Below are 16,390 nucleotides of genomic sequence, written 5' to 3' on the forward strand. Positions count from 1 at the left end.
GTGGTGCAGGTCGCCTCTGCTGAAACTGCGGGGGACCAGCACCGGCATTCAGCCTTTTCTAATCATTATCTGTGAAAGTAGGTGCTCCAGCCGCGATACGGAGACCGAAATCATGACGACCCAGAAAAAGCAGCAGCAGAAATCTGCCCGACGTTTCTGGCGTCCACCGGATTCCATTTATCTGAAATGTCTTTTTGCGCTGGCGATATCCACTGCGCTGACCATCGGGCTTGTCACATTTAAATCCATGCAGGCCTCTGAGACCATTGCGACGGATTCGATTGCCAAGATCGGTGCGGAAGTTGTCAAACAGATCGGCGCGCGCAGCGGTCCGGCGCTCAGATTCCGGAAAACAGACGATCTTGATGTCATACTGCAGACCACGCTGGACGGATTGCGGGGCAGCGCGTCGGGCGCGATCATCCTTGATTCGGCAGGCGAAGTTGTCTCTGAGCAACTGTTGGCCGGAAGCACCTCAGCCGATCTTCAGGCAGCGGCCAGCCTCGCACTGCAGAACAGCGCGCCGCAGAGTGATCTGGAGAACCTGGTGTTTGCCGTCCCTGTCCTTTTTGGTGAAGACGCCGCGGTGATCGGTGTTATCGCGCTCGATTGGCGGACGGATGTGTTGTTCGCGGCGGCACGGGAACAGAACAGGACCTCTCTGATGCTGGCTGGTGGTGTCGGCACGCTGATGCTCATCGTGGTCGGCTTCCTGATCAAACGAACAGTGGCCCGCCCGCTTCTGGCCATCGCTGCCGCGATGAGGGAAGTCGCCGCAGGCAACTACAGTATCGAAGTGCCAAAGTATCGTCGGGGCAATGAAATCGGCATTGTTGCGCGAACTCTGGAAGAATTCCGTGACCAGCTTGAAGCCTCAGAGGCGACACGCAAGGATGCGGCCATGAAAAGTGCGGCACTCGATTCCGGGTCGGCAGCGGTGATGATTACCTCAGTTGACTACGGGGTGTTATACGCCTCCCCGGCAGCAGTTGAACTGCTCGGGACACATCGTTCAGCGATGCGGAAACTGGACGCAGGCCTCGATACCGCCGAGCTCAGCGGTCAGCGTATTGACGGGCTCATGCGCAAAAGCGGCATGTCGCCGGAGGATCTTGCGGCTACCCAGGAAGGTGGTCTCAGCTCGGCCCTTGAACTTGATGAAGTTACGCTGGTGCTGACTGCGTCCCCGATCCGGGATGAAGAGGGCGCGACTATCGGTTTTGTGGTCGAATGGTCCGATGTCAGCGAGGAACGCCTGAACGCGGCAATCATGGACTCGCTTGATACAAATCAGGCGCGTGCTGAATTTGGCAGTAACGGGCAGCTGCTCGATGCAAATGACGCGTTCCGGAAGCTTGCCGGCGTGGTCGACAAGGAAAAGTCCAGCAATTTTGCTGAAACCGTTTTTGCTGACGGTCAACCGGCAGATCCGGCGGATCCGCTGTTCCGGGAATTCGAAGTGCGCGCGGAGAATGGATCTGTTTCCAATATTCTCGGGGGAATTAGTCCGGTGTTCTCGGACGATGGGTCTCTTAAGCGCAGCGTTCTGATCGGGGCGGACGTGACGGAGCAGCGTGTGCAGAAAAACGCGGCAGAGGCAGAGCGCAAGCGCCTCGCAGAAGAACAGAATGAAATGATCAGCGAGCTCAGCGCTGCGCTTGCATCTCTCGCCGGAGGTGATCTGAAAACGAGGATCGACACCGCATTTGCAGGAGCAAATGACCAGATCCGCAAGGACTTTAACACTGCAATTGATCGTCTCGAAGATGCAATCGGTTCAGTGATTTCCAGCGCAGATACCATCAGAACAGAAATCAAAGGGGTTGCGGCTGCCGCTGACGAACTGAGCAAGCGCACAGAAAGCCAGGCTGCAACGCTGGAGCAGACGGCTGCGGCAGTTTCGCAGATTTCCGCATCTGTCAGCAATTCTGCCGAAGGGGCCAAAAATGCAAATTCTGTCGTAAGTGCGGCTCAGGACAACGCACAGTCATCCGGGAAAGTGGTTCGTGACGCAGTCTCGGCCATGGGTCAGATTGCTGAGAGTTCTTCCGAGATTTCTTCTATCGTGAAAGTCATTGACGACATTGCGTTCCAGACCAATCTGCTTGCCCTGAATGCGGGTGTTGAGGCCGCGAGAGCCGGCGACGCAGGGAGAGGATTTGCGGTTGTCGCCTCTGAAGTACGTGCTCTTGCGCAGCGGTCCTCCGAAGCAGCAAGCGAAATCGGATCACTTATCAGTTCTTCGACGGAAAGTGTCGACCTTGGGGTTAAACTGGTTGGCGACGCCGGCGAAGCACTGGAGCGCATCATCTCTTCTATATCTGACGTGTCAGGTTACGTGGTCCAGATTGCCAACGCTTCCGGAGAACAGTCTCAGAGTATCGCGGAAATCAATTCTGCGATGAACCAGCTGGATCAGGTCACGCAGGAAAACGCCGCTATGTTTGAAGAGACGACTGCCGCAAGTCAGAATCTGTCGGTCGTTTCCGACAAATTGACCAGTGAGGTTCAGCGGTTCTCGATTAGCGACAACGTTGCTTTCGAAGAGGCAGATCACCAGTCGAAGGGGGCCGCATAGAAAAATTTTTTGTTGAGGCACTATGGAATCAGGGGGCGGCAAGCCTTGTTCCTCCGTGGGTTTGTGCCTCCGATGCCCTTCTTCAAGGTCTCACTTATTTAGGTGCAGGGCCGAAATCGCTAAGAACGACACATGGCGCAGTGGTGTGACCGAGAGAAACGAAGCTTAACTTTGTTGCGAGCTCAAACTGAGCTGCTCATTTCACGCCCGACAGGTGTGGGTGAGAAGTGACGAAGATCAGAGGCGGCAATGAACTTTGACCAATTTGAAAAACGGCTGCTGGACCGGTCAACTAACCCGATAATCGTTGGCCTTCTGTCCGAAGCGAATGAGGTCGTTGGAACCATTTACTATAACCACGCTCTCCACGACCTTTTTGGTCTGGTTAGGGGGGAAGCCGATTGTCGCGAAAACCCATTGAGCGCAGACCCGGTTGGAACACTTTGGGAATTGGCTGCACCCTCGGAATGGCCGGATGGCATTTTCGATGATGAGCATACAATAAACATCTTCTGCAAAGCAGGGGATGGAAAGCCTTTTGAATGCCGGGTGAACTCAGTCTGCCTTTCTGCCGACAAGTTGGGACGAAGGCTTGTTTGCAGTATCTTTAACCCTGGTAGGAACCAACATGATCCGGACTCCGCAGAAATGGCCGGCATCACATCCCGTAACGCCAGGAAAACCAGCGGGTCACCTGAACACCAATACCAGCGGAAGAAGAACAAAGGAACCGAAGTCATCGTGCAAGGCAGCATTCCCATTTGTCTGCGCGAGCTGGATGGAAGTCACATTTTTTCCAATTGGTACTGCCGGAAAGTCTGTCGACGAGGCAGATGCCAAATGCAAAATGCGCAGTCGGTCCCGCATGCCCCCAACCTCTGCCTTCCTGAAAAATGGGAGCCGGGATGTGAGGATGCAGACAGAACACCAGTCAGTCTCCCGACGCAGAATTCTCACTCAAAAAATTCTCCGTGCCGAAACGACAGCGCCGCTTTCGACGGTCAACGCCTGATGACATGATGTGGACCGAAAGCCGCAGATCAGACCCGGAAAGGGATTCAATCCTGGAAAAGTGGCGGGACGCTGTCCGCGACAGAGAGCGACTGCTTGAAGCGCTGAATGCCTACCCGGATCCGATTGTGATTTACGACGCGGATCTTCATCTTGTGCACTGGAATGAGGGCTACGCTGCATCGGTTACTGACAACCCCGAAGATCTTGTCGCGGGAATGCACCTGCGTGATGTGTTGCTCAAAGCGGCTGCAAACGGACGGTACCCGCATGCGACAGGGCGCGAAGATGAATGGATCAGGGAAGTTGAAGCATCCGTAAGAGCGGAACAACAGTGGGAAGATGTAGAGCTTGACGGCGATGTGCATCACCGGCTTCTGCGTTCCAGATCCTCGGGCGGTGACTATGTTGTCATTCGGTTGAACTCCACTGAGTTCGTGCGCCAGAAGAGGTCTGCAGAAGCAGCGGAAGCAAGGCTGATCGCCGCGCTGAACGCCTATCCGTCTCCGTTTGCTATCTATGACACGGATGACTGTCTGGTTGTGTGGAACGATGCCTACCGGGATTCTATGACAGATGATGAGGATGGTCTGCGTGTCGGAATGCATCGCACCGAGGCCGCTTGTGTTGCCATCAGAGCGGGCAAAATCGCAGAAGCAATCGGGCGGGAAGAAGAATTTATGTCTGATGCGCACCAGCAGGCTACGGTGGAAATCCCGGTTCAGGATCTGGAACTGACCGGTGATATCCATCACCGGATCCTGCGGTCGCGGGCCGAAAACGGCGATCTTGTCATTCTGCGGATTGACACAACTGAACTGGTGCGCGAACGCCGGGCTGTGGAGCAATATGCGGCGCGCCTTGAGACCGCGAACAAAGAGATCACCTACAAGGCCGAACATGATGACCTGACCGGGTTGGGAAACCGCAGGCATCTGACAGAAAGGTTCGCGGAATTCTCCGGACGGCGCAGCGCAAAGGGCGGGGAAATTGCCGCGCTTCACATAGATCTCGATCGCTTCAAGCAGATTAATGACACCATGGGTCACGCGGCGGGCGACAGGGTGCTCGTGGAAACCTCTGAGAGAATTCGCCGGCACACAACAGGTGATGACGTAATTGCGCGGATCGGTGGTGATGAATTCGTTGTACTGAAGTACCTGGATAATGACAGCAATGAACCTGAGGAACTGGCGAGGACGCTTTTGCTGGAACTGGCAAAGCCAACCCTGTTTGAAGGCCGGGAATGCCGGTTCGGCGCCTCCATTGGGCTGGCGCGCACGCCTCTGAGCGACGTTGACGCGCTTCTGATCAACTCAGACGTGGCTCTCTACAAAGCAAAGAGGCATGGTCGCGGGCAGCTGGGTATCTTTGACAGCTCAGATCTGCAGGAGCTGCACCGGAACAAGGCGCTGGCCGATGATATTCTGCGGGCCGTTGAAGGAGCTCAGTTTGTCCCGTTCTACCAGCCGCAGGTGGATGCGGTGACGGGCAGGGTGGTCGGGCTGGAAGCGCTCGCGCGATGGGACCACCCGCAAAAGGGCATACTGGCGCCTGATGCTTTCCTGTCCGTTGCGACGGATCTGAACGTAGCCGCAGACATTGACAGGATGATTTTTGAGAAGGCCATAACTGAGTGTCAGAGCCTGTTCGGCCAGATGCCCGACCCGCCGTCGCTGTCTTTCAATGTCAGCGCCAAACGGGTTCATGACGGCGATATTGGCGCAATCAGGGACCTTGTGCACACCTATTCCGGCCAGGTGGCTTTCGAGCTGCTCGAAACGATTTTCCTCGAAGAAGAAAACGACGATTTCCTCTTCCAGCTCGACCGTCTGCGGGATCTTGGTATTGCGATCGAGGTAGACGATTTTGGCAGCGGCCGTGCCTCGGTGGTCGCACTACAGCGGATCGGGCCGGATCGTCTGAAAATTGACCGCCGGCTTGTCTCGCCGGTTACCGAAGATGGCAACGGATTGCGGCTGCTGCGTTCGATTGTGGACATTGGCCTGGCGCTGGAAATGGGCGTGACGGCAGAAGGTGTGGAGACACGGGAACAGGCTGACATTCTGGCGCAACTTGGCTGTGACCGTCTTCAGGGGTTCTTTTTTGCGCGTCCCATGCCATTTGCCGACCTGGTGGCACACCTGGGCATGGATGATGAGGACCGCAACCGCGCCTGAAGCAGGCCGTCAGCGCAGCAATAAACCGAGAAATCGACCACCAGCGATCTGCATCCCGGCGGCAGTATCTGACTATACCAGCGGCGTTGCCGAAACTCCGTATTCCTGTGCTATGCGGTCCAGTACCTTTGAGCAATGCGCAATGTCTTTGGAGGCATTGGCCCGGATCCGGTACAGACCTGCCATCCTTCTTGGCAGCGGATACCAGCGGTCCAGATCAAGACCGCAGCGGTCCAGCAGCATCAGGGGCAGGGTCTGAACCGCGATCACCTGATTGAGATACGCCTGCGCTGCTGATGCGCCGACCCACAGATTGCGGTCAATGCGGAACAGGTGTTCCTGATCCAGCGTATAAAACCCCCGTCCCCGCAACTGATCCCGGAACAGCAGGTGGACCAGAAAAAACCCGGAAACACTGGTCAGAAAATGGAAAGCATCCCGCGCGTTGATGCTCAGAATGGTGCCATGATCTGAAAGGCAGGGGACGTGTTGGGCTTCCAGCGCGTCGCGGAAAAAGCTGCCGGTGCAGTTCACGAAGATACTGCCCGCCGCTGCGGTGACAGCCTGCCCCGATCTCAGGTGCAGTTCGACCCCGGATGCAGTATCCTTCACATCTTCAAGGTATCCTGTCAGCTTTTGCTTCAGCCCCCCGGATATCCGCGAGAGCTCATCTTCAGACTGCAGGCCGTAGAGGAAAACGCCATTGTCGGCGTCCGGTTCTGTGGAGTACTTCTGCCGGCAATGCGAAACCACGGCATCTCCGTTTGTGCCATCAAAAACCCGCGCCAGATCGCGGAACAGCTCCGACACCAGAATGCCGGATGTCCAGCGTTTCAGCCCGGTAGGAATGTATTTCGTGCGGTTCAGAAAATTCGTGCCACGCCCGTTGATCAGGCTGACAGGGCGTTTCGGGTCCAGCTCAAGCGCGGCCAGAACCGTGTCCATGCCGGTTTTGCCGCCACCGGCCACAAAGACTTCCGCCTCCGGGTGGTCTTCAAGCGTTTTGCGCAGGTCCTGTGGCACAATCGAGAGGACCCTGTCGCTGGTGAATTCGAGAGGTTGAGCGACCCGGTAATTCAGCCCAGGCGCATGGATAACACGCTTTGCCCGCAGGTGTCTCAATGCCCCGGGGTCGCCGACCGGGTGACAGGTCACTTCGGCACGGGCACCGTCCAGGTCCACCCTCTCGCGGCACGCATTGACATGCTGTCCGAACGCAGTTTCCAGCCGGACAGCTTTCGATACCGGTTCCAGTGCTGACGCCAGATGGTTGCGCACCTCGTCCCGCCGGGCGAGATAGTCGCGGGGTTTGTTCCAGCCCCACTTAAGATTGCCGACCGTGAACATCGGGTGGGGCTGATGCAGCCGGACATAGTCGTACGCAGTGTTCCACATGCCGCCCGCGGTGTCTTTTTCATCCATCAGCAGGACCCGGGCGTCCGAGGCCAGATAACCGGTCGCGGCGAACAGCGCGTTCAGGCCGGCAACGCCTGCGCCGATGACAACGAGATCATAGGTTGTCTGATGTGACTGCGTGCTGTCCCTTCGGTCAGGTTTTTCGTCGAACATGGGTCCCCCTCCATCCTCCGAAAAACATTAACACGGATTTGGAGCGGTGTCCCCGGCGGGAGATGTCCGCAGCTCGGGCACCGGCGCGTAAAAGCTGATCTCAGGGCTCGTCAGGCACAGGTTTTGGCGGACCGGATGGCCCCTGGGCAGCCTCCTGCGCGGCGCCTGCAACGGCACTGCGCTGCTCCGGGGTCAGCGCCTCACCACCCTCGATCTCTACTTTGACGTTCCGCTCGGCCATTCGGATACCATTGGCTTCAAAGATATCACGTACCTTCTGGTAGGCGTCCCGGCGCACCAGCCACTGCTCGCCGGGTTTGGTCATGAACTTGACCCCCACAACCATATTGAATTCTTCCATGCGCCGCACGCCCTGGGATTTCAGCGTGCTGAGAATGGATGGCCCATAGTGCTCATTGGCGGCCAGTTCAGCGCCGACCTTCTTGACCAGTTTCTTCACGAGCTGCAGATCGGTATCGAACGGCACCCGGAACTCAAGCTTCATAATGACCCAGTCACGGCTGTGGTTCGTGAGGCTTTTCAGTTCGCCGTAGGGTACGGTGTGCACCTTGCCACGGTGATGCCGGATGCGCATGGACCGCACCGAGATGCTTTCAACTGTGCCCATCAGGTCGCCCACTTCGATGTATTCACCAAGGCGGAAAGCGTCATCAATAAGAAAGAAAATACCCGCCACAATGTCGCGTACCAGGGATTGTGTACCAAAGCCGATGGCGATCCCCACGATGCCCGCACCGGCGAGAATTGGCGCGATGTTCACGCCTGCTGCGCTCAGAACACTCAGCGAAACCATAATCAGCAGAGCAACCATCAGGATGGTGCGCAAAAGCGGCAACAGGGTAATCATGCGTGCCTCAGGACCGGGCGCCTGACCATCGACAGGCGGCTCATAATCGGCAACGCGTTTGTCGATGACGGTCTTTGCCCAGGTCCAGATCAGATCAGCGAGCAGAAGCGCCACGATGCTGTCGATGAGCACTTCCAGAATGCGGCCCAGCACACTGCGGTCGGCGGAGAGATCAAAGATGTTTACACCCCAGGCGGTTGACAGCAAAAGCACAGCCGCCATCAGGAACACAAAGCGCGCGCCCCGCTGCACGATCGGGCGTGTGGTGGCGTAAGGATCCGCAAATTCCGGAAGCTCCGGTTCGTCGTCGGTTTCCGCTTCCGTGTCCTCTTCGGTGGTCTGCGCTTCGCGGGCCTGCAACGCCCGCGCCATCTGCTGCTCGTGCAGAGCTGAGGTTGACTGATCGAAAAAGTGGTTGATCCACTCACACATCAGTTTCAGGCCGGGCACGACCATGCCAAGGACTGTGACCGCCCACATCAGGCCGAAAAGGCCGACCAGCCACAGGGCAAACACAAGCCCTGTCAGGACGATGAGGTAGTTGCGCCAGAAGGTCAGCCGTCGCGGATCGGCCGGCACGTCGCAAAGCGCCGGGACGCGGCGGAAAGCGGCCCAGATGCAGGCCCACGTGACCAGCAGCACCAGAAACGCCAGAAACACGGTCTGCGCCAGAGCGACCGCCGTCAGGCTGCCATCAAGGTCTGCCTCGCGCATCTCTGCGACCCGGTTCAGCATGTAAGAGAGCGCCAGCGCCAGCACCACAGCAAGGGTCAGTAAGCGGACAATGTTGTGCAGGTATCGCGCCACGGGCGTGCTGTAGGGAACCAGTCTCAGTTCGGGCGCATAGGGCGCCTGAAAGAACAGGGATATGGTTGTTACTACGCGGAACAACAGCACCATCACCAGAAAATCCAGCACCAGAGCTTCTACAAGCGGGTGCCAGTCAAAGGCATCGAATGCGCCGATACTGCCGATGGCGAACACGGCCAGACCTGCGAAAATGATCGCGGCGCGCACCGCGGCACCGGTCAGTTTTTCGAGCGGCGCGTCCTTGGGGGCCTGCTCCATCCGCAGCAGCGGATAGCGCATGAACTGCCGGTACAGCCATTCCAGGCCAAGACCGATCAGCAGAAACGTCAGAATGTAGGTGAGCGACCGGACTTTCTGGGCATGCGACAGTTCGCTGACCCAGACATCCGTCAGCAGCGCGGGCATCTGGGGCACGATGTTCCACGCCAGCGCCAGCGACTGGGCCCGTTCCGTGATCCGCGCCAGCTGCACTTCAAGTTGTTCGCGCAGGCTCAGAACCTCGCCGTCAGCAGGCAGGCCTGCATCATCAACGCTGGTGCGCAGCCAGTCCTGGATACCCGGATCGCCCAGCAGCCGGAGAAATTCCCGCACGTCATTGGGCGAGGGGTCCGGAATGACCACCTCTTCCGGGGCGGAGGCACCGGGCACGAACTGGGCGTCTGCCGGGCCGGGCAACCACATCCAGGTCAGAACCGCCAGGAAAAACGCCGCCAGAAATCTCACGTTGCACCCGCTGGAATATCGCTGTCCTTCAGGGCGCGCGCATCCTCCAGGTTGGAATAATCTGCCTCGATGACCCTTTCGACCACCAGTTCTCCGGCTTCCGGTTTCAGCTGGCAGGCCAGTCTTTCCTCCGGCGTGGCCTGCCAGCGGGCCAGTACCTTTGCCTCTGCATCTGACGGCGGCGGCAGGGTCTCGCTGCCGGACAGGACCCGCACCCGGCAGGTGCCGCACCGGCCACGGCCTCGGCAGATGTTGGCATGTGGCAGATTATTGGCGCGCGCCATCTCCAGCAGCGTCAGACCGGTCTCCGCCTGAAAGGTCGCACTTCTCCGGCCCGCGTAGGTGACCGTCAGCGGGTTGCGCACAGATCTCTGCAGTCTGATCCACCGCGCCAGCAGAACAAGTGCCACGAGGCCGAGCGAAATGCGTGTGGCCATTTCGGGCCGTTCCTTGGCCTGCGCGATGATCGCGGGGATCCTGTCAGGATCAACGGTGGGGCCATTGGCGTTCGGGTCGTTCTCCAGCACGAACCCCGCGCCGCCTTCCTCAACAGGAATGATCTGGCGACCTGCCTCGACATACCCAAGCATTGCGAGGATCGGCAGAGCGACAACAAAAGGGTAAAAGAATTTGCGCGCCCGCACCGCATCATCGCGGGACTGCAGCCAGGTGAAAACACCGATGGCCCCGTGAATCCAGGCGACCACGAGCATGATGACCTGCTGCAGACCATCCAGCGGCGACACGACCCAGAACTGGCCCAGAACGATGGCATATGTCGGCTCAAGGCCGAGATCCTTGATGGCCATAACACCGAAAACATGCATCCCCAGCAAGGGGATGATCAGAACCCCCGCGACCAGCTGGAGCATGTCATAGGCCGGCAACCGCAGTGTATTGCGCCAGTAGAGCGAGGCGAGTGCTACCAGAAAATGCAGGACCAGAGATACCTGCAGCAGCACTTTGAGCGGGACAAAGGAGGACCAGACGCCGCTGAGTATCCCGCGCCAGTCTTCCATCATCTGAACAGAATGCAGCCCAAGGGCCAGATTTGTCAGGTGCATGGTGATAAAGACGAACATGACCATGCCCGTCCCGATCATTATTCTGAGCCGCAGTTTTGCCCCCCGGGCGCCGGCGGTGGCGGTCGTGGCCATCCTGGCATTCCTTTTTGCGCTTTGGCCGCCTCGGATACGGCTCGGTGCGCCTGACCCTGTGACAGAAAAGGGTGTCAGGTCAAGCCGGTAGCCACCCGTCGGGTGCGCGGGGGCCGGCCACCCGGCGCCGGAACGGGCCGCGGATGATGCCTGAAACGAAGGCTTTCCGGGGCAGCGGGCCGGTGTTTCCTGAAAGGCGAAAGATGCGCTCCGGATCAGTGCGCCGGCGCACGGGACCAGAATTAAGCAGACAGTAAGGCGGGGCTGCTACGCCTGTCCCGGGGAAATGAGTTCGGGGATCACAGGTCGTGATTGGGTTCAGGTCAAAAAAATCCGGTGTGCCGGTGTATATTTTTGCCAGCATGGTTGTGGCTGGCGTGGCCGCAATTGGATTTGTGCTGCTTCTGTCCATGTGGATGGCCCGCGAGGCAAACCACCAGGCGGCGGATCACATGCGGCGCCTTGTAGACAGTGCAGTTGCTGGGTTTACCGGCCGTGTCGAACTGACGAACGTGGACTTCGCCTATTGGGAAGAGGCTTACTACGCGGTCGTTTACAGGGACAAACCGTGGATTGAATCAAACATAGCAGAGAGTGTTTCGCAAACAGGCGTGATGCAGATTGCGCAGATCACCGACGGTTCAGGTGTACCGCTTTACGGCTACTCACCGGCAGATGATGCTGACCAGGCAGCTGTTTTGCCCCAGCCGGTCATTGACAGTCTGGTCAACAGACTTCGTACAGGGCCGACGGAGCCTGAAAGAACGGTCGTCGGCGTCGCGGAAACAGATGGCGTGTCCTATCTTCTCGCTGCGAGCTACGTTTTTGCTTACGACCCGGCCGAAATGAAGCCGGGCGTCCCGCCGGTTTTGATTTCCGGGGTTGATCTCTCACCGGAACGGCTGCGGGAAAAGTCACAGGAATACCTTGTTGACGATCTCCGTCTGCAGCCGCTGACCGCGCCGTTGCCGGACGCCTATGGTGCCCGACCGCTCCTTGGTCCGGATGGGACGCCGGTGGCAAACCTGATCTGGCAGATGCCGCGGCCTGGTGATGCGTTGCTGGCAACCGCATTGCCCGCAGTTGGCGGTATGTCTGCCATCCTTCTGGTGGTCGTGCTGATCGTCGCGCGCCGGTCCTCAGGCCTGGCCTCAGAAATTGTCAGCCAGCGTGAAGACGCAAGGTCGACCGCGCGCACAGACGCGCTGACCGGGCTGCTCAACCGCATCGGCTTTGAAGAAGTCACTGCACGCAGGGAAACCGCTGACTGGATCCGGCGCGGCAGCGTCGCGCTTCTCTACCTGGATCTGAATGAATTCAAGGCGATCAATGACCAGCTGGGACATGATGCCGGTGACAGGGCGCTGATTGAGACAGCAAAACGTCTCAGGGCCGCCGCCCGTTCCCAGGATGTTGTTGCCCGGCTTGGCGGGGACGAATTCGTCTGCCTGCTGGTTGGCGCAGACCCCGAAGATCTGGTACGGGACTTTTGTGTCCGGCTGACGGAGAAGACGGCCGTGCCGATGGATCTGGATGGCCAGATGCGTGTTGTGCGCAGCTCAATCGGCGTCACGGTTGGCCGCAGGGGAGACAGCCTTGAGGAACAGATGGTGCGGGCGGATGTCGCCATGTATCATGCCAAGCGCTCCGGAACGCTGGAGCCTGTTTTTTATTCCGAAGATCTGCGCGATGCGCACAGCTGGCAGAAATCGGTCGAGGAACGCCTCAGGCTGGGTCTCACAGATGCCGCAAGCGGGCGTTCGCCGTTCCGGATGGTTTTTCAGCCAGTGGTGAACGGCGCGGATGGTCACTTTCTGTATGCCGAAGCCCTGCTGCGGTGGCGTGATCCGTCGCTGGGCCAGGTCGGCCCCGATGCCTTTATCCCGATTGCGGAGGCGCGTGGCCTTTTGCCTGAAATCGGCACCCACGTGCTGGCCGAATGCTGCGACGTTCTTGCCAGCCGGCCTGATCTTACACTCAGCGTGAACATCTCGCCGCTGCAGCTGATCGACCAACAGTTTGCCGACCGTGTGCTTGATATCACCCAGGCCGCCGGAGTCGCCCCGGAGCGGCTCATTCTTGAGCTGACCGAGAACGCGCTGATTGATGTTCCGGAAACAGCTCGCGCGCGCATCGACACGCTGCGGTCGCACGGGTTCCGTTTTGCGCTCGACGATTTCGGCACCGGATATGCGTCGGTCAGTTACCTTAAACATTTCCCGTTTGAGATCCTGAAAATCGACCGCAGTTATCTGGCACAGATCGGTACGTCCGCACGCGCCAGAGCGCTCTTTGAAACCTTTGTAAATCTTGGCCAGACGCTGGGCATGGATACGGTTGCCGAAGGCATTGAAACCGCCGAACAGGCAGAAACTGCCTGCCAGGCGGGCTGCACGATGCACCAGGGATTTTACCATTCCTATCCGTTGTCTCTGAAGGACCTCGACAGTTTCATCGCCCGACCGGGCACAACCGGTTCGGACGCCAGACAGCCCCGCGCAGGCTGAAACTGACAGGCCGGCGTCATATGAGCCGGGACATCAGGCAGAAACTCCGTGTCCGGCCGGACACCTCGGGGGCGCACACACCCTACCTCAGAAACATACGCATCCGTCTGGAATCTTGCGCGGGGAACAGCCGCCGTTCTGCCCGCCGGACGGCCTCGCTTGCCAGATCGCAGACTTACCGCTTAGGTTGATCGGGCGACAAAATTTTCAACAATCACTTTCATATCCGTCGCCTGCAGGGGGGAAATATGCTCGACCAGACACCAAACGCCGAAGTGGAAAAAGTGCTGGGTGCACTCGACAGTGCGCTGACATCACAGGACGCGGCCGCTGCCGCAGCGCTCTTTACTGAAGACAGTTACTGGCGCGATCTCGTATCATTCACCTGGAACATCAGAACGATGGAGGGCCGCGAAGCAATAGCAGACATGGTGGCTTCGCAGGTCGCATCCGTCGAACCATCAGGCTGGCGCATTGCGGACGGCGAAGTGGCCGCTGAGGATGGCGGGATCACCACGGCCTGGATCAGTTTTGAAACCGGCGTTTCACGCGGATACGGCCTTATCCGTCTCAGGGATGGCCTGATCTGGACCCTGCTGACCTCGATGGTTGAACTGAAGGGACACGAGGAGCCCATGGGTATGGAGCGCCCGCTTGGCGCAAAACATGGCGCAGGCAAACACCGCCCGACCTGGAAAGAAGAACGTGAAAAGGAGGCCGCGGAACTCGGCTACACCACTCAACCCTACACCGTGATTATCGGTGGCGGGCAGGGGGGTATCGCGCTGGGCGCGCGGCTCCGGCAGCTGGGTGTCCCGACCATTATCGTCGAAAAGAACGACCGCCCCGGCGACAGCTGGCGGAATCGATACAAATCGCTCTGCCTGCATGACCCCGTCTGGTACGACCATCTGCCCTATCTGCCGTTTCCGCCGAACTGGCCGGTTTTCGCACCCAAGGACAAGATCGGCGACTGGCTCGAGATGTATACCCGCATCATGGAACTGAACTACTGGACCCGCACCACCTGCAAAAGCGCGCAGTTCGATGAGCAAAGCAAAGAGTGGACGGTGACGGTCGACCGCGATGGCGAAGAGGTTGTACTGAAACCCAAACAGCTCATTTTCGCCACGGGTATGTCGGCCAAGGCGAATGTGCCTGACCTGCCGGGGATGGACAGTTTCCGCGGCGACCAGCACCACAGTTCGCAGCATCCCGGGCCGGATGCCTACAAGGGCAAAAAGGCCGTTGTGATTGGTTCCAACAACTCCTCGCACGACATCTGCGCAGCCCTCTGGGAGAACGACGTTGATGTGACGATGGTGCAGCGGTCCACCACGCATATTGTGCGCTCTGAACCGCTGATGGAGATCGGTCTCGGCGATCTGTATTCTGAGCGCGCGGTGGCGGCGGGGATGACCACCAACAAGGCGGACATGATCTTTGCGTCGCTGCCTTATGCGATCCTGCATGAATTTCAGATCCCTGTGTACGAGAAGATCAAAGAGGTGGATGCCGATTTTTATTCCGGGCTTGAAAAGGCCGGGTTCCGGCTGGACTGGGGGGCGGACGGCTCCGGGCTTTTCATGAAATACCTGCGCCGCGGTTCGGGGTACTACATTGATGTCGGTGCTAGCCAGCTGATCATCGATGGAGAGATCAAACTGGCGCATGGTCAGGTCACAGAAGTGGTTGAAGATGGCGTTGTGCTCGATGACGGCACGCGGCTTGAGGCGGATGTGATCGTCTATGCAACCGGCTACGGTTCCATGAATGGCTGGGTGGCGGACCTTGTGGACCAGGAGACTGCGGACAAGGTCGGCAAAGTCTGGGGTCTGGGGTCTGATACGCCCAAAGACCCGGGCCCGTGGGAAGGCGAGCAGCGCAATATGTGGAAGCCGACCCAGCAGGAAGCGCTCTGGTTTCACGGCGGCAACCTGCACCAGTCGCGCCATTACTCGCAGTTCCTGTCGCTGCAGATCAAGGCACGGATGGAAGGCATTCCAACACCGGTCTATGGCCTGCAGGAAAGCCATCACAAGTCCTGATGCTGGAACTCTCTGGCCGCCCGTTTATCTGTGACGGGCGACCAGCGCTTCGACCTCCGCGCGGTCCGGCATCGACGGTGCCGTGCCGGGTCGGGTCACCGAAATACCGGCAGTGGCACATCCATAGAGCGTGGCCTCTGCCGGCGTTTTCCCGTCTGCAAGGGCTGCCGCAAACCCGCCGTTGAAAGCGTCGCCCGCACCGGTGGTTTCGGCAACCGGGCCGGCCGTGATCGCCGGCACCAGACCGTGCCCCCACAGATAAGCGCCCTGTTTGCCCATGGTGATAATCGGCGTGCTCACGCCTTTGTCGTGCAGGACCCGGCAGGCCGTTTCTGCGTCTTCGGCCGTTGATACGGTCACGCCGGTCAGGGCTTCGCACTCCGTCTCGTTGGGTGTCACAAAGTCGCAAAGCTCCAGCATACCGTCGGGCAGCGGTGCCGCCGGTGCCGGGTTGAGCACTGTGCGCACACCGGCGTCGCGGGCAATCTGTAGCCCACGCATCGCAGCGTCCATCGGCTGTTCCAGCTGGGTAACAAACACATCTGCCTGCCCGATCAGTGCGGCCTGCGCATCAAGGTCTTCGGGCCCGATCAGGGCACCTGCGCCAGGGGCGATAATGATCGCATTATCCCCGCTGGCATTCTCAACAAAAATATGGGCAGCACCGGTATAGCTGTCCGGCACCTCTGTGATGTGCGGATGCACGCCAGCCGCGGCCCATGTGTCCATGGCCAGCTTGCCGAAATCATCCCGCCCCAGGCGCGAGATAAAATGCGTTTCTGCACCTGCCCGCGCCGCTGCTACGGCCTGGTTTGACCCTTTACCGCCGGGTCCCAGCGCAAAGGCAGTGCCCATGATGGTCTCGCCCATACGCGGCATCCGGTCCGCACGGTATGCCGTGTCCGCCACAAAGACCCCGAGAATGACAACCTTGCCCAT

General features: G+C 59.0%; 9 protein-coding genes. 5 read left to right on the forward strand and 4 right to left on the reverse strand.

Going from position 1 to position 16,390, the window contains the following annotated elements; genetic code table 11:
• The first annotated feature begins 112 nt into the window (after positions 1–112).
• The 3 genes from AB4K19_RS01525 (at position 113) to AB4K19_RS01535 (ending at position 5,769) form a co-directional block, all read left to right on the forward strand.
• Positions 113–2,578: a methyl-accepting chemotaxis protein gene (locus AB4K19_RS01525; RefSeq protein ID WP_375230212.1), complete on the forward strand. Its 2,466-nt coding sequence runs from the start codon at positions 113–115 to the stop codon at positions 2,576–2,578.
• 249 nt (positions 2,579–2,827) lie between these two features.
• A complete protein-coding gene (locus tag AB4K19_RS01530) occupies positions 2,828–3,598 on the forward strand; it encodes a hypothetical protein (protein ID WP_436398800.1) in 771 nt (256 codons plus the stop codon).
• Positions 3,595–5,769, forward strand: a complete 2,175-nt coding sequence (locus AB4K19_RS01535; RefSeq protein ID WP_375230213.1) for a putative bifunctional diguanylate cyclase/phosphodiesterase — start codon at positions 3,595–3,597, stop codon at positions 5,767–5,769. The genes AB4K19_RS01530 and AB4K19_RS01535 overlap by 4 nt, the downstream gene beginning before the upstream one ends.
• A gap of 72 nt (positions 5,770–5,841) precedes the next feature.
• On the opposite strand, the gene AB4K19_RS01540 is transcribed toward AB4K19_RS01535, so the two are convergent.
• The 3 genes from AB4K19_RS01540 to AB4K19_RS01550 form a co-directional block, all read right to left on the reverse strand.
• The gene (locus AB4K19_RS01540; RefSeq protein WP_375230214.1) at positions 5,842–7,338 is read right to left on the reverse strand and encodes an FAD-dependent oxidoreductase; all 1,497 of its coding nucleotides are present in this window, start codon (positions 7,336–7,338) and stop codon (positions 5,842–5,844) included.
• A gap of 100 nt (positions 7,339–7,438) precedes the next feature.
• Positions 7,439–9,739, reverse strand: coding sequence for a mechanosensitive ion channel family protein (locus AB4K19_RS01545; RefSeq protein ID WP_375230215.1), 2,301 nt, complete (start codon positions 9,737–9,739; stop codon positions 7,439–7,441).
• Positions 9,736–10,896 carry a 2Fe-2S iron-sulfur cluster-binding protein gene (locus tag AB4K19_RS01550; protein WP_375230216.1) on the reverse strand — a complete coding sequence of 387 codons (1,161 nt, stop codon included), beginning with the start codon at positions 10,894–10,896 and terminating at the stop codon, positions 9,736–9,738. The genes AB4K19_RS01545 and AB4K19_RS01550 overlap by 4 nt, the downstream gene beginning before the upstream one ends.
• A gap of 338 nt (positions 10,897–11,234) precedes the next feature.
• Between AB4K19_RS01550 and AB4K19_RS01555 the strand changes: the two genes are divergently transcribed.
• Positions 11,235–13,403, forward strand: coding sequence for an EAL domain-containing protein (locus tag AB4K19_RS01555; RefSeq protein ID WP_436398801.1), 2,169 nt, complete (start codon positions 11,235–11,237; stop codon positions 13,401–13,403).
• Between the two features lie 248 nt (positions 13,404–13,651).
• Positions 13,652–15,451: an NAD(P)-binding domain-containing protein gene (locus AB4K19_RS01560; RefSeq protein WP_436398803.1), complete on the forward strand. Its 1,800-nt coding sequence runs from the start codon at positions 13,652–13,654 to the stop codon at positions 15,449–15,451.
• Positions 15,452–15,475: 24 nt separating this feature from the next.
• Here the strand turns inward: AB4K19_RS01560 and AB4K19_RS01565 are convergent, their stop codons facing one another.
• Positions 15,476–16,390, reverse strand: a complete 915-nt coding sequence (locus AB4K19_RS01565; RefSeq protein WP_375230218.1) for a ribokinase — start codon at positions 16,388–16,390, stop codon at positions 15,476–15,478.

Source organism: Roseobacter phycocola, from assembly GCF_042055075.2.
Taxonomy (GTDB): domain Bacteria; phylum Pseudomonadota; class Alphaproteobacteria; order Rhodobacterales; family Rhodobacteraceae; genus Roseobacter.